This is a genomic window from Georgenia sp. TF02-10, from assembly GCF_022759505.1.
Lineage (GTDB): Bacteria > Actinomycetota > Actinomycetes > Actinomycetales > Actinomycetaceae > TF02-10.
In genome coordinates this window covers 62312-84856 of sequence record NZ_CP094289.1, presented here as the reverse complement: position 1 = coordinate 84856, position 22545 = coordinate 62312, and the positions used below count along the sequence as shown (strand labels likewise).

Sequence of the window (22545 nt, the reverse complement as noted above, 5' to 3'; positions counted from 1 at the left end):
CCCAGGCCGGCCCGTCGACCCCCAGGGCCGCGCGGGCCCGCTCGGGCAGCGGTCGCGGGGACCGGGGCAGGTGGTCTGGCGGCATGTCGCCCCCGAAGATGGACTCGGATGAGGAGCTGGGCGAGGAGGAGCCCGTGACGAGATTAGGCGAGCCGAACCGGGCCAGCCCGCGGACTCGGCAGGACGGCCCGGCGCGAGCGGCGCGCGCGGCGCGCGCGGGTGTGCCCCTGAGCCGCCCACGGCCGGAGGTGCACCGGTGAGCCGGGAGTCCGAGCAGGCCAACCGCCGGCTGCTGCGGGCCCGCGACGCCATGGACCGCGCCTACACCGAGCCGCTGGACATCCCCGCGCTCGCCCGCATCGCCCTGGTCTCGGAGGCGCACTTCATCCGCACCTTCCGGGACACCTTCGGCGAGACCCCGCACCGCTACCTCCAGCGGCGGCGGGTGGAGCGGGCGATGAACCTGCTGCGCGAGACCGACCGGACCGTGACCGACATCTGCATGAGCGTCGGGTTCACCAGCCTCGGCACGTTCAGCCGCACATTCCGGGACGTCGTCGGCACCTCCCCGAGCGAGTTCCGCGCGACGGCGGCCCCGGCGCCCGTGCCGACCTGCTTCACCAAGCGCTGGACCAGGCCGAGCAGTTTCGGAGAAGCCTCGTCACCCGCCGGGTGAATAGCGTCGGGCCCGTCGAGCCGCCGACGGCGGCGGCCACAACCGGGAGGACACCATGATCACCACGCTGCGCATCAGCCAGGTCTACGTGCTCGACCAGCAGGAGGCGCTGGACTTCTACGTCGGCACCCTCGGCCTGGCGGTCGGGGACGACCAGGACCTCGGCTACATGCGGTGGCTCACCGTCACCACGCCCGACGGGCGCCAGATCCTGCTGGAGCGCCCCGGTCCGCCGTCGATGGACGAGCGCACCGCCGAGCAGGTCCGCGACATGCTGACCAAGGGCGCCGCCGGCGGCCACCTCTTCTTCACCTGCGACGACGCCCAGCGCACCTACGAGCAGCTGGTGCAGCGCGGCGTCGACATCACCGACGAGCCGGCCACCCGGCCGTACGGCGTCGACTTCGGCCTGCGGGACCCGTTCGGCAACCACATCCGGGTCGCCGAGCTCGCCGACACCCCCTGGTGGCAGGAGTAGCTGGCACCAGCCGCAAGGGCGCCGGCGCCCATGGCCGGGGACCAACAGCCCTGCCGCAGGCTGTCCGACGGCGAGACGGTCTGGGCCGCCCCGGGGAGACCTCATGGGCCTGGCAGCTCGACCGCGCCCGGACGGCACCACCCGGGTCCTCACCCGGATCCGGTCCCGGCCGCGGGCCACCCTGGCGTCCCTCGCCTTCGCGCTGCTGCTGGAGCTGGCCGGCGTGTGGATGCTGCGCAAGATGCTCCTCGGGCTGCGCGACGGCGTCGAGGGCCGCCACCGACCGAGCCGGGGGGAGGCGCCGGCCGGCGAGCACCGGAAAGGCGCGCCGGGTTGTCCCATGATTGGCAACCCAGGTGGTCCCATGAACCTGGCAGAAGACCGCTCACAGCGGTCCGATGCCTATGGCAGGCGACACAGCCTGGGTGCTGCTGACCCACCCTGGACCTCCGGTCGAAAATGTGTTCGAATGAACGGGTGCGATGGGAAGGACGCGAGCTGGGGGCCACGGACCCCTCTGCCCTGCTGCCGCTCGCCGGCCTGGTCCGCAGCGTCCGGACGCCCGACTTCGACGGCGTCACTTTCCACGAGGTGCTCTGCAAGAGCGCCCTGAACCGGGTCCCCGGGCAGTCCGCGATGCCGTTCCGCTGGACCATCAACCCCACCCGTGGCTGCCTGCACCGGTGCACCTACTGCTTCGCCCGGCGCACCCACGAGTACCTCGACCTCGACGCCGGCAAGGACTTCGACACCCAGATCGTGGTCAAGACCAACGTGGTCGACGTCCTGCGCAAGGAGCTCGCCCGGCCGTCCTGGGGCCGGGAGCACGTCGCCCTCGGCACGAACTCCGACCCGTACATGCGGGCCGAGGGGCGCTACCGCCTCATGCCGGGGATCATCACCGCGCTGGCGGAGTCCGGCACGCCGTTCTCCATCCTGACCAAGGGGCCGCTGCTCAAGCGGGACCTGCCGCTGCTCGTCGAGGCAGCGCGCAGCGTGCCGGTCTCCGTGGCGGTCTCCCTCGCCCTGGTCGACCCCGAGCTCCAGCAGCAGGTCGAGCCGGGCACGCCTACGCCGAAGGCGCGCCTCGACCTCGTCCGGGCGGTCACCGACGCCGGCCTCGAGTGCACCGTCCTCGCCATGCCGATCCTGCCCTGGCTGACCGACTCCGAGAGCCAGCTCGACGCCCTGCACGCCGCGCTCGCCGAGGCCGGCGCCGCCGACGTCACGACCGGCCCGCTGCACCTGCGGCCGGGCGCGCGGGAGTGGTTCCTCGCCTGGCTCGGCCGCGAGCACCCCGACCTGGTCCCCCGCTACCGCCGCCTGTACGGCTCCGGCTCCTACGTGACCAAGGAGTACCGCCAGTGGCTCGGCGAGCGGGCCGCCCGGGCGCGCCGGGCGCACGGGTTCGACCGGCGGCGGCCGGCGCGCAGGCTGCGGCCGGCGACGGCGGAGCCGCCTGCCGCCGCGGCGCCGCCCGCCGTCACCGGGCCGGACCAGCTCACGCTGTTCTGATCCCAGCCCACGCTGCTCTGATCCGAGCCCACGCTGCTCTGATCCGAGCCCACGCTGCTCGGAGGGGGATTCGCGCCGCCCGGCGCGGAACCCACGCTGCCCTGAGCGACGCTTGCGCTGTTCTGACGTCTCTGCGCGGCGACGGCGGGCAGAGTGTGCCCATGGCGATCAAGGCGCGGCACGAGTCCGGACCGACCGATGCCGACGGGCAGCGGACGGGGGAGTGGACCGAGTACTTCAAGGACGGCACCACCGTCTCGGGGCGGGGCAGCTACCTGGCGGGCAAGAAGCACGGCGAGTGGACGTACTACTTCGCCGACGGCTCGCTCAGCGCGCGCGGCTCGCTGCGGCACGGCGAGCTGCACGGTCCGTGGGTCTGGTACCGGCAGGGCGGCGGGCCGATGCAGGAGGGCTCCTTCGTCGACGGCGTCCAGGACGGCCACTGGCGGCGCTGGTTCGACACCGGGTCCCTGATGGACGAGGGCGACTACGCCCTCGGCAAGAAGCGCGGCGAGTGGACCTACTACAACCCGGACGGCTCGGTGAAGAAGGTCAGCAACCACCGCGGCTGAGCGCTGCCGGCGCCCGGCGAGGCCTTGCCGCCCGCCGTGGCGTTCCGAGCGCCCGACGCCGGGGCCGGCGGTCACCGCCGGCGTGCAAGAAGTAACACAATCGCGGGGCGGCCCTGGTCCGGTCTGGCGGAATCCCGCCGCAGCAGAGATCGGTCACTCCGAGTTTGTGTTACTTCTCGCGCACGTGTGTGGCCGCGTGCGCGGTGCTGTCGCATGGTCCCGGAGGCCAGCGCGAGCCGGACGCGCGGCTCACCGCGCGGGCGCCTAACCATCGGCACTGCGTTCCCAGGGCTCCACCGGCCCGGGCACGACGACGAACAACGGGTGCACCGCCGGCTGGTGGACCGCTGCATGCGCCGCGGCTAGGTCGGGGCTGCGCACCGCCAGCTTGGCCATCAGGTGCGCCCACTCGTGCGCCACCTGCCCGGCCGTCACCGGTACCGGCGGCACGCGCACTGGAAGGCCGCCCTGCGATGCCGGTGCCGGCGCCTGCGGGAGGACGCCCCCGGGCATCGGCGGACCGCCCCCGGCCGCCGGCGTCAGTCGGCCGCTGAGGGGAAGGGACGGTTCCTGCGTCCCCGTCTCCTCCGGGCCACCGGCCACGACTGCCGGCCGGAGGATGCGCGCGGTGTCGAACCGGTACCCCCGGGCCGCGGCCTCGGCGGCGACCCCGCCCAGGTACGCACCCACCGCGGCCAGCGGGTCGGGCTGACCGCGGAACCGGCGGAGCTGACTGTGCTGGCGGTAGCCGCGGGTCCGCCCGGCCAGGACCGCCTGCGCCAGGAGCGCCTCCCGCCAGCAGGCGGTCAGGCCCTGCCGGTCGAGGTAGCGCGGGTGCAGGGACCAGAGCCGCACCGCCGGCCTACAGCGAGACGGTGCCGGAGTCGCCCTCCACCCGCTTGCCGGTGACCTTGGACCGCACCAGGTTGGCGAGCTGGACGACCTTGGCCCCGGGCGCGTCCCAGTACTCCGCCGACTCGGCCTGCACGTGCAGCAGCACGTTGTTCGGGTCGTCCGGGCCGCCGTGCAGCCAGGCGTCGGTGAAGGTGTTCCACAGCTCGGCGAGCTTGGGCGAGTCGGGCAGGACGCGGGCGGTGCCGGAGAGCGAGACCCAGGTGCTGTCGCCGACGTAGGCGACGTTGACGGCGCCGTGGTTCGTGACGTCGGCGACGGCGCTGGAGTCGCGCTCGACGATGAAGTAGACGTCGCCGTCGAAGTCGACGTCCTGGGTGGCCAGCGGCCGGGAGCGCAGCCCGCCCTCGGTGGACGTGGTGGTGAGCATCGCGACGCGGATGCCCTTGATCAGGTCGGACACCTTCGCGGCGCCGTCGTTGTCGGTCATCGCTTCCTCCTCGGTAGGGGTCTATGGGTGGGTCTGGCGCCGGCGGCGCGGGCCCGCGGGGATTGGTCCGGCGCCCGTCGCCGCCGGGACGCAGGGCGGGCGCCGCCGGGTGCGGGGCGGGCGCCGCCGGGTGCGGGGCGGGTGGGGACGCCCGGGCGCGGGAGCGGTCCGGGCCCGGCGGGGGCGCCGTCGGCCGGGTCAGTCCGTGCCGGAGCCGCCCCGGAAGGCGGTCCGGCGGGACCGCTCGTGCAGCAGGTCCAGCGTGGCCGCCTGGTCCCGGGCCCGGTCCGCCAGGGACACGAACGTCTCCGCGGGCAGGCCCAGCTCCTCGGCGTGGTCGGCGAGGGTCTGCCACACGCCGAGCTTGCCCAGCACCGCGCCGCGCATGACCTCGATCTCCAGCAGCGGGGTCATCGGGGACCGGGTGAGGACCCGTCGGTTCAGCTTCAGCCGGCCCACCAGCTCCCCGGCCTGCGCGGCCGCCTGCCGGTAGGGCCGCTGCCGCAGGCCGAGGGCGTGGATGAGCTCGCGCAGCAGGTCCCGCTCCTCGCGGAGCTGGCTGGCCATGGCGGCGAGGTCGTCGGCCATCGGGGTGTCGGCGTACGCCTCGGCCATCCGGGTCATCCGGCCGAGGCCGGCGGTGGCGCCGGTCAGGTGGTCGGAGAGGTACAGCCCGAGCAGCCCGGCGTCGAGGTGCGGCGGGACGTGCGCGGGCCCGACGGCGGCCGCGAGGGCCGGCGAGCGGTGCCGTCCCCCGCCGCCGGCACCGCCCCCGGCGCCGGCCCCGCCCCTGCCGCGCCCGTTCCCGAGGCCGGCCCGCGCCGGCGCTGACTCCACCGGCCCGCCGAAGTTCCGGTCCTTCGCCCGCAGGACCGGGCTGGCCAGCCCGCGGCGGTCGCGCAGGCCGTCCAGCAGCTCGCGCAGCGCGTCCTCGGCGGAGCGGGTCTCCCGCCAGCCGAGCGCGCGGATCCGGGTGGTGTCCATCACCGGCACGCCCAGCCCCATGTCCAGCCAGCCGGCGTCGGCGGCCACCAGCCGGGCCCGCCAGGCGTAGTGCACCAGCGGGCGGACGAGGGCCGGGGGGACCGGCACGATGTGGCCGTGGTCGAGGATCCGGGCCAGGTCCACCGGCCACAGGGTGTCCGCGGCGGCGACGTTGAACGCCCCGCCGGCCCGCTGGGCGACCACGGTGGCGTAGGCCCGGCCGGCGTCGTCGGCGTGGACGACCTGCAGCCGTAGGTGCCCCGGCAGCGGCAGCACGGGCAGCACGCCGGGGCGCAGCAGCCCGAGCGGCACGAACGGGCCGAGGAAGTACCTGGCGATCTCCGCGCCGGCGTCGGCCTGGAAGATCAGCGCGGTGCGCATCCGGGTGACGGTGATCTCCGGGTGCTCGGCCTCCAGCTCGTCGAGCACCCGCTCCTGGGCTGCCTTGTCCACGCTGTAGTGGGAGGAGCGGATGCCCTCCCGGGGCGCGTCCTCGGTGCGCGGGACGTCGTCCTGCACCGGGGAGTACACCCCCCAGGAGGAGGCGACCACCAGGTGCCGCACCCCGGCCCGGACGGCCGCGTCGGCTACCCGGCGGGTGCCCCCGACGTTGAGCCGGCGCATGTAGTCCCGCTCGGTGTTCGGCTGGATCGCCCAGGCGAGGTGGACGACGGCGTCCGCCCCGGCGAGCGCGGTGGCCAGCCGGTCGACGACGTCGGCCTCGTCCTCCGCGGCCAGGTCCAGGCTCAGCCAGTCCGCGGCGTCGAACGGCGGGGCCGACCGGTCCGGCAGGCGCCGGGCGACGCCGAGCACCGAGGTCACCGCCGGCTCGGCGGCCAGCGCCCGCAGGACCGCGGAGCCGACGTTGCCGCTGGCGCCGATGACGGCGACCCTCATGCCGTCACCTCCGTCCGTCATGCCGTCACCTCCGTCGGAGCGGCGGGCGGGGCGGCCGCGAACGGGTCGAGGACGACCTTGATGGCCCCGTCCTGCTTCTTCTGGAAGATCTCGTAGCCGCGCGGCGCCTCCGCGAGCGGCAGGCGGTGGGTGCGCAGGTCCAGCACCCCGAGGGGGTCGGCCGGGTCGGAGACCAGCGGCAGGACGTCGTCGAGCCACCGGTGCACGTTGGCCTGGCCCATCCGCAGGGTGATCTGCTTGTCGAACATCTGGAACATGTTCAGCGGGTCGGCGGCGCCGCCGTAGACCCCCGAGAGGGACACGGTCCCGCCGCGCCGGACCGCGTCCAGCGCCAGCCGCAGCGCGGCCAGCCGGTCCAGGCCCGCCTTCTTGAACACCGGCTGGGCGAGGGCGTCGGGGAGCAGGTTCGCCGCGGCGTGCACGCCCTTGACGAACGGGGAGCCGTGGGCCTCCATGCCGACGGCGTCGATCACCGAGTCCGGGCCGCGGCCCTCGGTGCGGTCCCGCACGGCGGCGACGAGGTCGTCGACCTCGCGCAGGTCGAAGGTCTCCACCCCGTGCCGGCGGGCCATCTCGAGCCGCTCGGGCACGAGGTCGGCGGCGAGCACGGTGCCGGCGCCGCGGTGCCGGGCGACCCGGGCGGCCATCTGCCCGATCGGGCCGAGCCCGAGGACGAGGACGCTGCCGCCGTCGGGCACCTGCGCGTACTCCACCGCCTGCCAAGCGGTGGGGACGACGTCGGAGAGGTAGAGGTAGCGCTCGTCCGGCTCGTCGTCGGCGGGGACGGGGATCGGGCCGTAGTGCGCCTGCGGCACGCGCAGGTACTGCGCCTGCCCGCCCGGGACCTGGCCGTAGAGCTTGGTGTAGCCCAGCAGGGCCGCGCCGGTGTGCTGGCTGTGCACCTGGGTGGTCTCGCACTGGGACTGCAGCCCGTGCCGGCACATCCAGCACCGGCCGCAGGAGACGTTGAACGGCACCACCACCCGGTCCCCCGGCCGGATGTGGCTGACCTCCGGGCCGACCTCCTCCACGATCCCCATCGGCTCGTGCCCGAGGATGTCCCCGGGGTCGAGGAAGGGGCCGAGGACGTCGTAGAGGTGCAGGTCCGAGCCGCAGATCGCGGTGGAGGTGACGCGGACGATCGCGTCGGTGGGGTCGACGATCTCGGGGTCCGGGACGCTCTCGACCCGGACCTCCTCCTTGCCCTGCCAGGTCACTGCGCGCACGTGGGTCTCCTCGGGGTTGGTGGGTGGGTGGGGCCGGCTGTCCGGCGGGCCGCGGTCGGTGCTGGGACGACGGCGGGCTGTCCGGCGCGGTGCGGTCGGTCCTGACGACGGTGGCCGGGTCCGGCTACCCGCCCGCCCGGCTGCCGGCAACTCCGGCCTGCCATCACGGGCGGTCCGGCGACGGCGACCGGCAGGGGTCACGGCCGGCGGCACCCGCGCCGACCTGGGCCGGGGCCGCGACCGCAGCCGCAGCGTCAGTCCGGTCAGCCCTGGGTCTCGGCCGGGTCGTCCGCACCCTCGGCCTGGTCCGGCTGCTCGGCCGGCTGCCGGGACGTGAGGTTCGCCGGGTCGGCGTCGGGGTCCTGGGCCGGGTCGTACGGCTGCTCCGACGGCTGCTCGGCTGGTTCGGTGCTGGAGGTGTTCTCGCTCATGCTCCAACGGTGGCACCCGTCACCGGACCCCGCATCCGGGGCCGCCGCCGCGCGGCCGGGGCCGGCCGGGCCGGGCAGCAGCGACCGCCGTGCGGGCACGGGCGTCATGCGGCGACGCCCTCGTCGGGTCCGTCGGGCCTGGAGCTCGGTCCGAACCGCCGAGCTGTCCGGCGTCGATGTTCCTGGGTCACGTCGAACTTCCCCGGGCCCCTCGACGTCGGCGAGCGGCTTCCCTACCCTTGACCCTCCCCGCGACCCCTCGACGTCGGCGACGGGGCTTCCCTACGGTTGGACGATGGGGCGGCTGATCTACTCGATGTTCACTTCCCTCGACGGCTACGCGTCGGACACCTCCGGCAGCAGCGACTGGGGCGGGGCCACGGACGCGGAGCTGCACGACTTCGTGTCCGAGCAGACCCGGCCGGTCGGCACGTACCTGTACGGCCGCCGGATGTACGACACGATGTCCTACTGGGAGACGGCCCTCGACGAGCCGGACCAGCCGGAGTTCGTCCGCCGGTACGCCGCCGTCTGGCAGGCCGCCGCCAAGGTCGTCTACTCCACGACGCTCGACGCGCCAAGCACCGCGCGGACCACCCTTGAGCGGACCTTCGACCCCGAGGCCGTGCGTGCCTCGGTGGCGGCGCTGGACCACGACGCGACGATCGACGGCCCGACCCTCGCGGCGCAGGCGTTGCGCGCCGGGATCGTCGACGAGGTGCAGCCGTACGTGGCGCCGGTGTCCGTCGGCGGCGGGCTGCGGTTCTGGCCCGAGGGCCTGCGGCTGGACCTGGAGCTGCTGGAGGAGCGGCGGTTCGGCAACGGGACGCTCTGGCTCCGCTACGGCGTGCGCCGCCACTGACCCCGGCGGGCGGTGGCGCGGGCCGGGGAGCTTGGCCCGGCTGACGCCGAACCGTCGAGGGTGCAGGCGCACCGACCGGGGCGCCGGCGGCGAGGGCGCACGTCAGTCGCTCCACGCGTGTCAGCCGTTCCAGTCGACGAGCTGGATGATGACGCCGTTGGGGTCGCGGACCTGGAAGGCGCGCTCGCCCCACTCCTCAGCGGTCAGCGGCATGGTGACGGTGACTCCCTCCTGCTCGAGCCGGGCGAGCTCGCCCTCGAGGTCGTCGACGACGAACGCGAGGATCTGGCCCTGGGCGTGGACCTCGCGCTGGTCGCCGGGGAGCGTCGGCAGCCCGACGCGCAGGAAGACCACGTTGGCGCCGACGTCGGGCCGGGCGAGCGAGCGGAAGCCATCCGCGGCCATCTCCTCGGTGAACCCGAAGTGCTCGGTCAAGAAGCGCGCGGCGGCGGCCGGGTCGGCGACGTTGAGGCTGATGGCGGTCGAGGTGATGCGCACGGGTCTCCTTGGGAAGTGGGCTGAACCGGAAACCCGTACAAGGTACGGCGTACGACGTACGGTGTGCAGGGGTTATTCTCTATGACCGCCCCGAGCGCCGGCAGCGGCGACCCCGCACGGACAATCGCGCTGCTCTGGCGCCACTCCCTCCCGGTCGCGGCGCCCCGGCGCGGCCCCCGGCAGCGCCTCGACGTCGACACCATCGTCCAGCGGGCGGTGGCCCTCGCCGACGCCGAGGGGCTGGCGGCGGTGACGATGCGCAGGGTCGCCTCGGCCGCCGGGACGGCGCCGATGACGCTCTACACCTACGTCCCTGGCCGCACCGAGCTCGTCGACCTCATGCTCGACCACCTCTACGCGCAGATGCACCGCGCGGACACGACCGGCCGGCCCTGGCGCGAGCGGGTCCGGGCCGTCGCGGAGGAGAACCGGGAGCTGTTCCAGGCGCACCCGTGGGCGGCGTCGGTCTCCACTACCCGCCCCACCCTCGGGCCGGGCGCGACCGCGAAGTACGACCACGAGCTCGCCGCGCTCGACGGGCTGGGCCTGGACGACGTAACGATGGACGCCGCGTTGGACTGGGTGCTCGCCTTCGTCCAGGGTTGGGCGCGATCCGCGGCGGCGGCCGCCGCTACCGAGGACGAGACCGCCATGGACGAGCAGCAGTGGTGGGCGACCGCCGGTCCGCTGCTCGCGCAGGTGATCGACCCCGCGGCGTTCCCGCTCGCCACCCGGGTCGGCGGGGCGGCAGGGGAGGTGCAGGGCGCCGCCTGGGACCCTGGCCGCGCCTTCGAGTTCGGGCTGTCGAGGGTGCTCGACGGACTGGCCCCGCTGATCGCGTCCGATCGGTAGGCCACGCCCGTGCGAGGCGGCCCGCTGGTCGAGTCGGGCCGGTCGGGCGACGCCCGTGGGCGCCCGCGGGCCGCATGCGGGACGTGGCCGCGGCCATGGGCCCCGACCGGTCGACGCCTCGACCGGGCGGCGGTCAGCTGCTGGCGACCGGTTCCTCGGGGTCGGGGCCGTTCTTCTCCGCGCCGCGTTCCAGGAACCGGACGAACGGCCAGTACAGCAGGAGGGCGATCGCGGCGCCCAGCAAGGCTCCTGCGGCCTGCTCGAAGAAGACCGTGAAGAGGGCCGAGACGAACAGCCACATGGCCAACTCCTCGCCGGCGGCCACCCAGCGGCGGGGCCCGGCACGCTCGAGGTACTTCCTGACGCCGCCCAGCACGGTGGCGAACAGGAAGACCGCCGGGTACATCCGCAACAGGTGCAGCAGCCGACTCCCGCCGGTCTCGGTTCGCAGGTCGCCCGTTCCGGGGACGTAGGCAGCGACGACCAACCCGGCGAGCAGGGGCAGGCACGCGGCGCATAGGGCGGCGAGGAAGAGCAGCGTCATGACGACGCCGCCGAATATCTTCGACTCGGAGTGGTCCTTCATCTGCCCCTTCCGCGACGCGGTGGCTGGTCCGCAGCGAACGTAACAATGTGCTGCGCGCCGCCGCGAGCAAGTCCGGGGCGCACACTGGGTCATGCGCCGAGCTGCTGCGGTGGTCGTGCTCATGCTCCTCGTGGGGGCCTGCGGGGAGCCCGCCGGCCCGGGCGGGGACGGAGCGGGCACGCCGTCGCCGGCCGCGCCCAGCCCGTCCGCCGCGCCCACCAGCGCCGACGCTCCCACGTCCCCCGGCGCGGCACCCGCCGGCGAACCGACGACGCCCGCGCCCGGGCCGTCGACCACGCCGGCGCCCGGCCCCGGCACCCCGAGCCCAACAGCTGCCGGGTCGGCCTTCCCGCTCGGCGAGGTCGCCACCGACCTCGACGTCCCCTGGGGGCTGGCCCTCCGCGCCGACGGGTCGGCGCTGCTCACCCTGCGCGACCGCGGCGAGGTGCTCCGGCTGCGCCCGGGCGCAGCCCCGGCGAGCCTGGGCCGCGTGCCCGGCGTGGCGGCGCAGGGCGAGGGCGGCCTGCTCGGCATCGCCGTCGACCCCGCCGACGACACCCGGGTCTTCGTCTACCTCACCACCGAGCAGGACAACCGGGTGCTGCGCCTGCGCCTGGACGGGGACCGGCTGGTCCCGGACGCCGTCGTCCTCTCCGCTATCCCCCGCGCCGGGAACCACAACGGCGGGCGGCTCGCGTTCGGCCCGGACGGCTTCCTCTACGTGACCACCGGCGACGCCGGCGACCCGGCCCGCAGCCAGGACCGCGCCTCCCTCGCCGGGAAGATCCTCCGGGTGGACGCCGACGGGCGCCCGGCGCCGGGCAACCCCGACCCCGGCTCGCCCGTCTGGTCCCTCGGGCACCGCAACGTCCAGGGCATCGCCTGGGACGCCCGCGGTCGGCTGTGGGCCAGCGAGCTCGGGCAGGACCGGTGGGACGAGCTCAACCTGATCGAGCCCGGCGGGAACTACGGCTGGCCCGAGGTGGAGGGGGCGGCCGGCCGGGAGGGGTTCGTCGACCCGGTCCAGCAGTGGGCGACGGCGGACGCGTCGCCGAGCGGGATCGCCGTCACCGGCGGTGCGGCGTACCTGGCGGCGCTGCGCGGGAACGCCCTCTGGCGGGTCCCGCTCGACGGCGGGGAGCCGGACCGGCTGCTGGCCGGGGAGTACGGCCGGCTGCGCACGGTCGCCGCCGACGCGGCCGGCCGGCTGTGGCTGGTCACGTCCAACACCTTCCGTGGGCAGGTCCGCCCGGGCGACGACCGGGTGGTCGTGCTGGACCCAGCGACGCTGCGGTAGGCGGGGGGTCGGCTGCCCCCCAGTTGTCCCGGGGACAGCGGCCCCCGAGGGGGCTCACCGGCCCTTGGGTAGGCAGCGGGGTCACCGGTCTCCGAGGCAGGACGGGTTCAGCGCCGCCCGCGGTCGCCCGCGCCGGCAGCTGCGCTGTCCCGGTCCGGCCGGCGGGCGGCGTACTGCTCGCGCAGCCGCCGGCCCTGCTCGACGTCGTCCCGGGCCTTGGCGGCCTTCTTGTCGCTCGCCCGCGTGTCCCGCGGCGGCAGCTGGACCTTCTCCTCCGCGGCGATGCCGGCCTGCAGCTCCCGCCCCCGCTCCAGCTCGGCGTCGAACTCGGCGCCGTAGAGCAGGGCGAGGTTCGTGATCCACAGCAGCAGCAGGAAGATGATGACGCCGGCGAGGGTGCCGTAGGTCTCGGAGTAGCTGCCGAAGTTCGAGACGTAGATCCCGAACCCCAGCACGGCAAGGCCGGCCACCACGATGGCGACGACGGCGCCCGGGCTGATCCACCGGAACTTCGGCTGCTTCACGTTGGGGGTGACGTAGTACAGCAGCGCGACGATCACGATGACGACGATGAGGAGCACCGGCCACTTGGCGATGTTCCACACCGTCACGGCGGTCGAGCCCAGCCCGATGACGTCCCCGATGGTCCGGGCGATCGGGCCGCTGACGACGAGCAGGACCCCCGCGATCGCCACCAGCACCAGCAGCAGGGCGGTGAGCCCGTACATCACCGGACGCAGCTTCCAGAACGGGCGGCCCTCGGGGATCTCGTACATCCGGTTCATCGCCCGGCTGAAGGCGTTGACGTAGTTCGACGCCGTCCACAGCGCGGTGAGCAGACCGATGAGCAGGCCGATGCCCGGGGCCGGCGCGGTGGTGAGCGTCTCGATCACCGGCTCCAGCGTCTCCATGGTGGTCTCCGGGACGACGCCCTCGAGCATGTCGACGATGGCGTTGGTGGTAGACTCCGCCTGCCCGACGAGGCTGAGGATCGAGACCAGCGCGATGAGCGCGGGGAAGAGCGACAGGACGGCGTAGTACGTCAGCCCGGCCGCGATGTCGGTGCACTGGTCGTCCAGGAACTCGCGCAGGGACTTCTTCAGCACGTAGCCCCACGAGGGCTTGCGGATCTCGCTGAGGGAGTCGGGCTTGGCCGGGTGATCCTCGTGCGGCCGGTCGTGCGTGCTCATGTGTCCCTCCAGGTGGGCGGTGCTGGTGCCAGCATGGGACCGGCGCCCCGCCCCGGCAACCGGAGCGCCGGCGCGGGGACGGGGCGAGGGCGCGGTTGGGGCGGCGGACGGGCCGCGGCCGGTGATCGGCGGGGGAGGGGAGTTGGCCCGGGCGAGGCGGTCGCCGGCGGAGGAAGACCGGCCCGCAGGGGCGACCCGCCGAGGAGGCGGACCGGACCGGGCCGACCGACTTCGGACCCGCCTGCCCGCTCCGCACGCGTCTGCCCGCTCCGCGCCCCCGCTCCGCATGCGCCGCCCGGTGACCCGTGCCACGGTGAGCACCATCACCGGACGGCGGCCGGCCGCCGCAGCGCCGCCGTCGTCCAGGCCGCACCCAGACGAAGCACGAGGAGGAGCGATGCTGCACCGGGAGGTCGCCCCGGGGGTGCACCGGATCGAGCACGCGGTCGTCAACTGCTACCTGGTCGAGGACGACGACGGCGTCACGGTGGTCGACGCCGGGCTGCCGGCGGTCTGGCCGCACCTGGGCCGGGCCCTGCGCGCGGTCGGCCGGCGGCCGTCCGAGGTACGGGCGCTGGTGCTCACCCACGCCCACTTCGACCACGTCGGCGTGGCCCGGCGGCTGCAGGCCCGGCTCGGGGTGCCGGTGTGGGCGCACGAGGCGGAGAAGCGGCTGGTCGCCCACCCCTACCGGTACGCGCACGAGTCCGTCCGGGGCGTCTACCCGCTGCGCTACCCGGCCAGCATCCCGCTGCTGGCCAGGATGGCGGCCGCCGGGGCGCTGTGGGTCCGCGGCACCGCCGCTGGGCAGACGCTAGCACCCGGCGCCGAGGTGCCGGTGCCGGGCCGGCCCCGGGTGGTGTTCAGCCCCGGGCACACCTACGGCCACTGCGCCCTGCACCTGCCCGACCGCGGCGCCCTGCTCAGCGGCGACGCCCTGGTCACCCTGGACCCCTACACCGGCCGGACCGGGCCGCGGATCGTGGCCGGCGCGGCCACCGCCGACTCCGCCCAGGCCCTGAGCTCGCTGGACGCCCTCGCCGACACCGGGGCCGCCGTCGTCCTGCCCGGGCACGGCGAACCCTGGCCGGACGCCGCAGCCGCCGCCGCCGCTGCCCGGGCGGCAGGCCCGGCGTGAGCGCGGCCGCCCCACCCGTCACGGTCGTCGTCGCCGGCCGGGACCGCCGGGCAGAGCTGCTCGCCACCCTCGACCGCCAGCCCGCCCCGGTCATCTACGTGGACAACGCCTCCACGGACGGCTCCGCGGCCGCCGTGCGCGGCGCCTGCCCCGCCGTCACCGTGGTCCACCTGCGCCGCGACGCCGGCGCGTACGCCCGGACCCTCGGGGTGCGGCGGGCGGGGAGCGAGTACGTGGCCCTCGCCGACGCCGACTCCTGGTGGCCGGCCCGCTCCCTCGCCGCAGCCGCCCGGGCCCTGGACGCCGCACCCCGGCTCGCCGTGGTGGCCGCCCGCATCCTCGGCCCGGACGGGCGCCCGGACCCGGCGTGCGCGCCGCTGGCCGCCTCGCCGCTGCCGCCCGTCGACGGCGCCCCGGGCCTGCTCGGGTTCGTCGCCGGCGCCGCGGTGGTGCGTCGGTCGGCCTTCCTGGCGGCCGGCGGGTTCGACCCGGTAGTCGGCTCTCCCGGCGAGGAGGAGCGGCTCGCCTGGGATCTGGCCGAGCAGGGCTGGCACCTGGCCTACCGGGACGACGTCGTGGTGCACCGGCAGCCCCGCGCCCGCCGGCACCTTGCCGCGCAGCGGCGCCGCCAGGTGGCCCGGGCGGCGGTGCTCACCGGGTTCATGCGGCTGCCCTGGCCCGCGGCCACGGCCCGCCTGCAGCGGGCGTGGCACGGCGAGCCGCCGGAGCGGGCCGGCGCCGCGGACGCGGTGCGCGAGCTGCCGGCCGCGCTGCGCCGGCGGCGGGTGCTCTCCGCCGAGGTCCTCGCCTGGCTGGTGCGGCTGGGCGAGGTGGATCCGGACGACGTCGCCGAGGCCGCGCCGACCGGAGCGCCCACTGGTGGGCGGACGGCCGGCGGTCGGCCGCCGTCGGCGCCGTCGGTCAGGCGCCCGGCACCGCTGGCCGCGGGAGCGGCCGGCCGGCCGCGTCGGTGACGCCGCTGGCGAAGCGCCGCCCGCTACGGCGTCGGCATGCCGCCGTTGGCGTTGAGCGTCTCGCCGATCACGAAGCTGGACTCCGGCGAGGCGAGGAACACGTACGCGGGCGCCATCTCGGTGGGCTGCCCGGCCCGGCCGAGCGGGGTGCTCTGCCCGAACTGCGGCAGCTTCTCCGGCGGCTGGCCCCCGCTGGTCTGGAGCGGGGTCCAGACCGGGCCGGGCGCCACGGCGTTGACCCGGATGCCCTTCGGCGCAAGCTGCTGGGCCAGCCCCTTGGTGAAGTTGTTTATGGCGGCCTTGGTGGAGGCGTAGTCCAGCAGGATCGGCGCGGGCTTGTACGCCTCGATGGAGGTGGTGTTGATGATCGTCGAGCCGGGCGGCAGGTGCTTGAGCGCGGCCTTGGTGATCCGGAACATGGCCAGGACGTTGGCCTGGTAGGTCTGCTCAAGCTGGTCGTCGGGCAGCTCCTCCAGGCTCTCGACGGCGACCTGCTTGCCGGCGTTGTTGACCAGGATGTCCAGCCCGGCCAGCTCGGCGGCGGCGCGCTCGACCACCTCCTGGCAGAACGCCGGGTCGGTCAGGTCGCCCGGGATGGTCACCGCCGTGCTGCCGGCGTCGCGGATCACCTCGGCGACGTGCTGGGCGTCCCGCTCCTCGCTGGGCAGGTAGGTGATGGCGACGTCCGCCCCCTCCCGGGCGAAGGCGATCGCGACCGCGGCGCCGATCCCGGAGTCGGCGCCGGTGACCAGCGCCTTGCGGCCCTCCAGCCGGCCGGTGCCGCGGTAGGACTGCTCCCCGAGGTCGGCCTGCGGCTCGATCTGCGACTCCAGGCCGGGCTCGTCCTGCTGCTGCTCGGGCGGGCTGATCGTCGGGTACCGGGTGACCGGGTTGGTGAAGGTGAGCTGGTCGGTCGTGGTGGCGCTGGCGTCGTCGGTAGCCATCGCTCCTCCTGACTGGTCGGTTGCGTGGGTACCCGTCCAGCCTGGGCCAGCCGACGGCGCCGCGCACGCCGGCGGCCGCGGTCACCCCGGGCGGGAGCGGCGGAGCGGCCGGGCGGGCTCACCGTCCTCGACGAGGAGCGGGAAGCTCCGTCGCTGCTCGTCGTGTCATGCGCCGCCGGCCGGTGTCACCGGCCCCGTCTGCCCGAGCGCCGTCCGCCCGGTCGGTGCCTGCCCATCCGCTGCCGGCCCCGTAGCCGCCCTCGGCGCGGCGGTCAGCGGCACGGTCGCGGTCAGGGTGAACGTCCCGCTACCCGCGCTGGTGCTCAGCTCGCCGCCGACCGCGGCGAGCCGCTCCCGCAGCCCGATCAGGCCGGAGCCGGTGCCGGGGCCGGTGTCCGGGCCCGCGCCGTCGTTGACGATCCGCAGCCGGGCGACATCGCCCCGCCCGCTTCCGGCCCGGTCGGGCTCCCGGTCGAGGTCGAGGTCGATCGTGCACGAGCCGGGCCGGGCGTGCCGCACGACGTTGGTCACCGCCTCGCGGACCACCCAGGCGAGCGCCTGCTGGACCGGCGCGGGCAGCGTGGTGCCCTCGCCGATCACCCGGGTGCTCACCCCGGCCGAGCGGAGCACCGACCGGGCACCGTCGAGCTCGGTGGCGAGGTCCACCGCCCGGTACCCGGCGACGACGCCGCGGACCTCCTGGAGCGCGTCCTGCGCGAGCCCGCGCACCTCGAGCATCTGCTCGACGGCGCCGTCGTGGCCGCGCCGGGCCAGCTCGGCGGCGAGCTCGCTCTTCATCGCGATGCCGGAGAGCGTGCGGCCGACGACGTCGTGCAGGTCGCGGGAGAAGCGCAGCCGCTCCTCGGCGACGGCGAGCCGGGCGTGCACGGTCCGCATCCGCTCCTGCGCCCACACCACGCCGAGCATCCAGGCCGAGAGCCGGAAGCTCGCCGCGATCCCGCCGACGGCGAAGGTGATGCTGATCGCCGCGGGGAGCGGGTGCACCCCGGGGTCCGGGCCGCCCGGGACCGGCAGGGCGAAGGACGCGGCCGCGGCGCCGGCGACGGCGAGGGTCCCGAGGACCAGCCACCGCGTGCGCAGCACCGGGGCGAGGGCCATGAGCGCCACCCCGAGCGGGACGGCCACGGCGCCGGCGCGCCCGGCCAGGCCCTCGGCCGGGGGGACGGCGAGCGCGGCGGTGCCCGCCCCGGCCGCGGCGACCAGCCCGAGGGCGAGGTACCAGCCGGCGGGCACCCGCGCGCCGGCGAGGAACCGGCGCAGCGCCAGGGCCGTCACCCGGGCCGCGACGGCCGCCTCGAGGACCAGGCCGAGGAGGTAGCCGCGCACGGCCGGCCCCTGCGCGAGGCCGTCGACGGCCCCGACGCCGAGCAGCGGCGTGGTGAAGAGGAGGAGGTAGAGCGACCACCGGGTGTACAGGTCGAAGCGCTCCGGGTCGGTGCGCCCGCGCGGCCCGCTCGTGCTCGTCACGGTCTCAACTCTCCCAGCATCGGTGGTCCGCCCGGTGCCCCGGCCCAGGTCTCGGTGCCGCGGCCCCTGCCCAGGTCTCGGCGTCGCGACCCCGGCGCCCGGCGCACCCCGCCGAGCGGGTCTCGGCGCCGAGGCGGCGCCCCGGCCCGGACCCCCAGTCCCGCCGCTCAGCGCCGCGGCTCCCAGCGCATGTACCGGGCGGCGGCGTAGCCGAGGACGACGGCCCACACGGCCATGACCGCGAGCGGCTGGGCGGCGGCGGCGAAGGTCGCCGCCAGGTCCAGCGGCTCGCCGGCCATGGTGGCCCCGCCGACCCCGATCGTCACGAGCTCGGTGACCGGGTAGACGGGCAGGTAGCGCAGCACGGCGGCGACGGCGTCGGGCAGGATCGGCAGCGGGATGATGAACCCGGAGGCGAAGAAGGACAGGATGAACAGCGGCATGGTGGTGAGCTGGGCGGACTCCACCGTGCGGGTCCTGACCCCGGTGAGGTAGGCGAGCTCGGCGAAGACGACGCCGCCGAGGAGCACGCCGAGGGCGGCGACGAGCGGGTTGGTCAGCGCCGGTGCCTCCAGGACGACGGCGAGGGCGGCGGTGACCAGGACGACCTGCGCCAGCAGGATCATCACGTTGGGCGTGGCGACGGCGGTGAGGATCTCCCAGGCGCGCGACTCCCCGGTCCGCAGCCGCTTGAGGACGAGGGCCTCGCGGCGGGCGACGACGGCGGTGGTGACGTTGATGTACACCGACATCGACATCCCCATCAGCACGAGCAGCACGACCAGCATGGTCGTCATGCCGCCGCCCGGCATGACGTCGGCGATGTTGTCCAGCAGGCCGGAGCTGCCGAGGGCGAGGACGAAGACCGGGGCGGCGAGGACGGCGTAGAACACCGCAACCTTGTTGCGGACGAGCAGGGTGAGCTCGGCCCGGGCGAGGGCGGTGAGGCGCCGGAGCGCGCCACGCCAGGCCGGGCGGGACGCGGCGGCCGGGGCCGGGGCGGTGGGGGTCAGGGTGGTCATCGGGGCGCTCCGTTCTCAGGCGGCCACCGGCGCGGTACGCCGGCTGCCGTGGGCGGTGGGGGCGTCGTCGTCGGCGGCGACGGCGAGGAAGGCCTGCTCCAGGCTGGCGCTGCGGGCCTCCAGGCCGGTCAGCTGCACGCCGGCGTCGCCGGCGGCGGTGAGCAGGGCGGTGAGGGTGACCTGCAGGTCGGTGGCGGTCAGCGTCCACCGGCCGCGCTCGCGGGCCGGCGCCGCGGCGAGGGCCGGCAGGGCGGTGAGCTCCAGGGCGGGGACGTCGGCGTCGTCGGCGAAGGTGATCCGGGCGGTCTCCGTCGCCACGATCTCGGCCACGGTGCCCGCCCGCGCGACCCGGCCGGCGTGCATGATGGCGAGCCGGTCGGCGAGCGTCTCGGCCTCCTCCAGGTAGTGCGTGGTGAGCAGCACGGTGACGCCCTCGTGCAGGAGGCCGGCGACCAGGTCCCAGGTGGCCCGCCGGGACTGCGGGTCCAGGCCGGTGGTCGGCTCGTCGAGGAAGAGGACCTCGGGGCGGCCCATGATGGCGAGGGCGAGGTCGAGGCGGCGCTGCTCCCCGCCGGAGAGAGCGGCGACGTGCACGCCGGCGCGGTGCTCGAGGCCGACGGCGGCCAGGGCCTGGTCCACCGGCACCGGCCGGGAGAGCGTGCCGTGCCAGAGCCGGGCGGTCTCCGCGGCGGTCAGCTCGGGTGGGAAGCCGGCGTCCTGCAGCATCGTCCCGGTGCGCGGGCGCACCGCGTGGCGCTCGCGGTAGGGGTCGTGGCCGAGGACCCGGACCCGCCCGGCGGAGGCGGGCGCGAGGCCCTCGAGGACCTCCAGGGTGGAGGTCTTCCCGGCGCCGTTGGTGCCGAGCAGGGCGAAGAGCTCCCCGCGCCGGACCTGCAGGTCGATGCCGCGGACGGCCTCGAAGGAGTCGCTGCCCGAGCCGTAGGTCCGGCGCAGCGCGTGGGCGGTGATCACTGAGGTGTCCATGCCCCCACGCTCCCGCGGGATCCGGGCGCTGACCGGTGCGCGGGGTCACCGGTTCTCGTGACGCGTGCCCGGGCGGGGCATGACAGATGTCATCCGGGCCGGTCGGGGGCTCCGGGTCGCCCGGCCGACGGGTGCCGCCGCCGCCCGGGTGCCGCCGTCGCCTCAAACCCGCCCACCCACCCGTGCCGCCCGGGCCCCCTGTGCCCGCCCGACCGGCGCCGGTCGCCGTCGCCACGCCCCCGGCGCCGGCCACCGTCACCACGCCCCGACGGGCGGTCAGCCGGCGAGCGCGGCCCGCAGGAAGGCGATGTCCTCCGCCTGGCGTTCCGCCGGGGTCTCCACCAGCGCGTCGCAGCCGGCCTCCCGGACGACGTGCGCGATGAGCTCGGGCGGGATCGTGCCGGTGGCGAAGCTGGCGTGCCGGTCCCGGCTCGAGCCGGCCGGGTCCCGCGAGCTGTTGGCGTGCACGAGGTCGATCCGGCCGGTGATCGCCCGGACGTCGTCGACGACGGTCTCCAGGTCCAGCCCGGCCGCCCAGGCGTGGCAGGTGTCCAGGCAGAAGCCGACGTCGAACTCCCCGACGGCGTCCCAGAGCAGGGCGAGCCGGTCCAGGTCCCGGGCGCACGCGTTCTCCCCGCCGGCGGTGTTCTCCACCAGGACCCGGACCGGGTAGGTCGCGCGCTCGAGCGTCTTGCGCCAGTTGGCCACCCCGACGGCGACGTCGTCGCCGGCGCCGACGTGGCCGCCGTGCACGATGAGCCCGCGCCCGCCGAGCGCCGCGGCCGCCGCCGCGTGCTGGGCGATCATGTTGCGGCTGGGGATGCGGATCTTGTTGTTCGTCGAAGCGACGTTGACCAGGTACGGCGCGTGGGCGTAGACGCCCAGCCCGGAGGCGACCACCTCGGCCGCGTCCGGGCGCGGCTGCGGCTTCTTCCAGCCCTGCGGGTTGGCGAGGAAGAACTGCACGATCTCCGCGCCCACCTCCCGCCCGGCCGCCACCGGGTCCTCGTCACGGACGTGCGCACCGATCTGTCCCATGGGCAGGAGCCTAGGCGGCGGGCGGCCGGCGCCAGCACCGGCCGACCGGGGCGGTGGCGGTGGCCTGCGCCGGCCGGCCCCGGCCGCTCCCGGCGCGCCGGTCAGATCCAGCCGTGCCGGCGGGCGACGTGGACCGCCTCGTGCCGGTTGGCGGCGCCGAGCTTCGCGGCTGCGGCGGAGAGGTAGTTGCGCACCGTGCCGGCGGAGAGGTGGGCGCGCTGGGCGATCTCCTCGATCGGCGCGCCCTCGGCGGCGAGCTCGAGGACGTCGGACTCCCGCGGGGTCAGCGGCGAGTCCCCGGCGCTGATCGCGGCGGCGGCCAGCTCGGGGTCGACGTACCGGCCGCCCGCGTGCACCTGGCGGACGACGTCGGCCAGCACCCGCGCCGAGACGGTCTTGGGCAGGAAGGCGGCGACGCCGGCCGCCAGCGCCTTCTTCAGGTACCCGGGACGGCCGTGGCTGGTGACGATGACGCTGCGGCAGCCGGGCACCTGGGCGGCGAGCTGCTCGGCGACGGCGATCCCGTCCAGGCCGGGCATCTGCAGGTCCAGCACGGCGACGTCGGGGACGTGCTTGCGGGCGGCGGCCACCGCCTCGGGCCCGGAGGCGGCGGTGGCCACCACTGCGAGGTCCTCCTCCAGCCCGAGCAGGCCGGCGAGGGCGTCGCGGATGAGGGTCTCGTCGTCGGCGAGCAGCAGGCGGATCATGGTGCGCCCATGGTGGCAGCCCGCCGCGGCCAGCGTCAGGCGCCGGGCCGGAGCCGGGCCAGCACGGTGTGGGCGTCGGCGAGCGCGGTGTCGTCCCGGATGCCGGTGACGGCGTTGTAGTACATCCCGTCCCCGATCAGCTGGACGACGTGCGCGAGCGCCGGGTCGCCGAGCTCCTCCAGCAGCGCGTCGTACCAGCCGGTGCGCAGCTCGTCCAGCACCGCCGTCGCCTCCCCGGGCTCCTCGGACAGCCGCACGGCCGCGACGATCGCCCGGTCCAGCGGGCTGCCGGACTCCATCGACCCGCGCAGGTAGGCCGCCGTCGCGCCCTCCGGCGCGGCGCGCATGGCGGCCACGTCCGCCGACCCGAGCGCGGCGAGCCGGGCGCGCTGGCCCTCGGCGAGCGCCGCCTTGCTGGGGAAGTGGTAGAGCAGCCCGCCCTTGGACACCCCGGCGGCGGCGGCGACGGCGCCGAGCGTGGCGGCGCGCGGACCCTGGCTGATGAGCAGGGACTCGAAGGCGTCGAGGATCCGGTCGCGCGTCGCCGACATGGGAATGACCGTACCCGGAGCGGTGTTGCGCTCCGCGTTGGTGTACCGTCCAGCCGGTACAGTTCGATCGATCCCGAGGTCCTGCCATGCCCACGCCCGCCGAGACGGCCGTCCGTCCACCCCGCCCGCACGACGGCGACCCCGACCGCGCCGCCCGCGGCCCCCGCCCCGGCCGCTCCCACCGCGCCGACCGCCGCCGCGGCGACCAGGCGCGCCCGGGCGCCGTCGGCCGCACGCGCCCCGACACCGCCGGCCGGCCCACCCGCCCCGGC

At 75.8% G+C, this 22545-nt stretch carries 24 protein-coding genes; 9 read left to right on the top strand and 15 right to left on the bottom strand.

Annotated elements, in window-relative coordinates; all coding sequences use genetic code 11:
- Positions 1-256 precede the first annotated feature (256 nt).
- From MF406_RS00440 to MF406_RS00425, 4 genes are all read left to right on the top strand, one after another.
- On the top strand, positions 257-676 hold the full coding sequence (locus MF406_RS00440) for a helix-turn-helix domain-containing protein (protein ID WP_242896045.1): 420 nt from the start codon (positions 257-259) through the stop codon (positions 674-676).
- A 55-nt stretch (positions 677-731) separates the two neighbouring features.
- Positions 732-1154 carry a VOC family protein gene (locus MF406_RS00435; protein WP_242896044.1) on the top strand — a complete coding sequence of 141 codons (423 nt, stop codon included), beginning with the start codon at positions 732-734 and terminating at the stop codon, positions 1152-1154.
- 477 nt (positions 1155-1631) lie between these two features.
- Positions 1632-2669 (top strand): Rv2578c family radical SAM protein, encoded by a 1038-nt coding sequence (locus MF406_RS00430; protein ID WP_242896043.1) that lies wholly within the window; start codon positions 1632-1634, stop codon positions 2667-2669.
- Between the two features lie 161 nt (positions 2670-2830).
- The gene (locus MF406_RS00425) at positions 2831-3241 is read left to right on the top strand and encodes a toxin-antitoxin system YwqK family antitoxin (protein ID WP_242896042.1); all 411 of its coding nucleotides are present in this window, start codon (positions 2831-2833) and stop codon (positions 3239-3241) included.
- Between the two features lie 264 nt (positions 3242-3505).
- Here MF406_RS00425 and MF406_RS00420 read toward each other — a convergent pair whose 3' ends face one another.
- The 5 genes from MF406_RS00420 to MF406_RS00400 all read right to left on the bottom strand — a co-directional run bounded on the left by MF406_RS00420 (position 3506) and on the right by MF406_RS00400 (position 8142).
- Positions 3506-4096: a pyrimidine dimer DNA glycosylase/endonuclease V gene (locus tag MF406_RS00420; protein WP_242896040.1), complete on the bottom strand. Its 591-nt coding sequence runs from the start codon at positions 4094-4096 to the stop codon at positions 3506-3508.
- A 7-nt stretch (positions 4097-4103) separates the two neighbouring features.
- Complete coding sequence (locus MF406_RS00415) at positions 4104-4583, bottom strand: pyridoxamine 5'-phosphate oxidase family protein (protein ID WP_242896039.1); 480 nt, start codon at positions 4581-4583, stop codon at positions 4104-4106.
- A gap of 198 nt (positions 4584-4781) precedes the next feature.
- Complete coding sequence (locus MF406_RS00410; RefSeq protein WP_242896037.1) at positions 4782-6464, bottom strand: NAD-dependent epimerase/dehydratase family protein; 1683 nt, start codon at positions 6462-6464, stop codon at positions 4782-4784.
- A 17-nt stretch (positions 6465-6481) separates the two neighbouring features.
- A complete protein-coding gene (locus MF406_RS00405; RefSeq protein ID WP_242896036.1) occupies positions 6482-7711 on the bottom strand; it encodes a zinc-dependent alcohol dehydrogenase in 1230 nt (409 codons plus the stop codon).
- Positions 7712-7974: 263 nt separating this feature from the next.
- Entirely contained in the window at positions 7975-8142 is a 168-nt protein-coding gene (locus MF406_RS00400; protein ID WP_242896035.1) for a hypothetical protein, read from the bottom strand.
- 295 nt (positions 8143-8437) lie between these two features.
- On the opposite strand from MF406_RS00400, the gene MF406_RS00395 reads away from it, so the two are divergent.
- Positions 8438-9004 carry a dihydrofolate reductase family protein gene (locus MF406_RS00395; protein ID WP_242896034.1) on the top strand — a complete coding sequence of 189 codons (567 nt, stop codon included), beginning with the start codon at positions 8438-8440 and terminating at the stop codon, positions 9002-9004.
- 120 nt (positions 9005-9124) lie between these two features.
- On the opposite strand, the gene MF406_RS00390 is transcribed toward MF406_RS00395, so the two are convergent.
- Entirely contained in the window at positions 9125-9502 is a 378-nt protein-coding gene (locus MF406_RS00390) for a VOC family protein (protein WP_242896033.1), read from the bottom strand.
- An 81-nt stretch (positions 9503-9583) separates the two neighbouring features.
- On the opposite strand from MF406_RS00390, the gene MF406_RS00385 reads away from it, so the two are divergent.
- Positions 9584-10354, top strand: a complete 771-nt coding sequence (locus MF406_RS00385; protein WP_242896032.1) for a TetR/AcrR family transcriptional regulator — start codon at positions 9584-9586, stop codon at positions 10352-10354.
- Between the two features lie 133 nt (positions 10355-10487).
- Here the strand turns inward: MF406_RS00385 and MF406_RS00380 are convergent, their stop codons facing one another.
- Positions 10488-10940, bottom strand: coding sequence for a hypothetical protein (locus MF406_RS00380; protein WP_242896031.1), 453 nt, complete (start codon positions 10938-10940; stop codon positions 10488-10490).
- A 91-nt stretch (positions 10941-11031) separates the two neighbouring features.
- Between MF406_RS00380 and MF406_RS00375 the strand changes: the two genes are divergently transcribed.
- A complete protein-coding gene (locus MF406_RS00375; protein WP_242896030.1) occupies positions 11032-12237 on the top strand; it encodes a sorbosone dehydrogenase family protein in 1206 nt (401 codons plus the stop codon).
- A gap of 107 nt (positions 12238-12344) precedes the next feature.
- Here the strand turns inward: MF406_RS00375 and MF406_RS00370 are convergent, their stop codons facing one another.
- Positions 12345-13427, bottom strand: a complete 1083-nt coding sequence (locus MF406_RS00370) for a YihY/virulence factor BrkB family protein (protein ID WP_242896029.1) — start codon at positions 13425-13427, stop codon at positions 12345-12347.
- Positions 13428-13824: 397 nt separating this feature from the next.
- Between MF406_RS00370 and MF406_RS00365 the strand changes: the two genes are divergently transcribed.
- Both MF406_RS00365 and MF406_RS00360 read left to right on the top strand, forming a co-directional pair.
- Entirely contained in the window at positions 13825-14565 is a 741-nt protein-coding gene (locus MF406_RS00365) for an MBL fold metallo-hydrolase (RefSeq protein WP_242896027.1), read from the top strand.
- Positions 14562-15539, top strand: a complete 978-nt coding sequence (locus tag MF406_RS00360) for a glycosyltransferase family 2 protein (protein WP_242896026.1) — start codon at positions 14562-14564, stop codon at positions 15537-15539. Before MF406_RS00365 ends, MF406_RS00360 begins: the two co-directional genes overlap by 4 nt.
- 23 nt (positions 15540-15562) lie before the next feature.
- On the opposite strand, the gene MF406_RS00355 is transcribed toward MF406_RS00360, so the two are convergent.
- From MF406_RS00355 to MF406_RS18620, 7 genes are all read right to left on the bottom strand, one after another.
- Positions 15563-16483, bottom strand: a complete 921-nt coding sequence (locus tag MF406_RS00355; RefSeq protein ID WP_242896025.1) for an SDR family oxidoreductase — start codon at positions 16481-16483, stop codon at positions 15563-15565.
- Between the two features lie 165 nt (positions 16484-16648).
- Positions 16649-17971, bottom strand: coding sequence for a sensor histidine kinase (locus tag MF406_RS00350; protein ID WP_242896024.1), 1323 nt, complete (start codon positions 17969-17971; stop codon positions 16649-16651).
- 167 nt (positions 17972-18138) lie between these two features.
- Complete coding sequence (locus MF406_RS00345) at positions 18139-18993, bottom strand: ABC transporter permease (RefSeq protein ID WP_242896022.1); 855 nt, start codon at positions 18991-18993, stop codon at positions 18139-18141.
- Positions 18994-19008: 15 nt separating this feature from the next.
- Positions 19009-19977 (bottom strand): ABC transporter ATP-binding protein, encoded by a 969-nt coding sequence (locus tag MF406_RS00340; protein WP_242896021.1) that lies wholly within the window; start codon positions 19975-19977, stop codon positions 19009-19011.
- Positions 19978-20253: 276 nt separating this feature from the next.
- Entirely contained in the window at positions 20254-21015 is a 762-nt protein-coding gene (locus tag MF406_RS00335; RefSeq protein ID WP_242896020.1) for a deoxyribonuclease IV, read from the bottom strand.
- A gap of 101 nt (positions 21016-21116) precedes the next feature.
- Positions 21117-21722 carry a response regulator transcription factor gene (locus tag MF406_RS00330; RefSeq protein WP_242896019.1) on the bottom strand — a complete coding sequence of 202 codons (606 nt, stop codon included), beginning with the start codon at positions 21720-21722 and terminating at the stop codon, positions 21117-21119.
- 35 nt (positions 21723-21757) lie between these two features.
- Complete coding sequence (locus MF406_RS18620; RefSeq protein WP_256463916.1) at positions 21758-22273, bottom strand: TetR family transcriptional regulator; 516 nt, start codon at positions 22271-22273, stop codon at positions 21758-21760.
- Between the last annotated feature and the right edge of the window lie 272 nt (positions 22274-22545).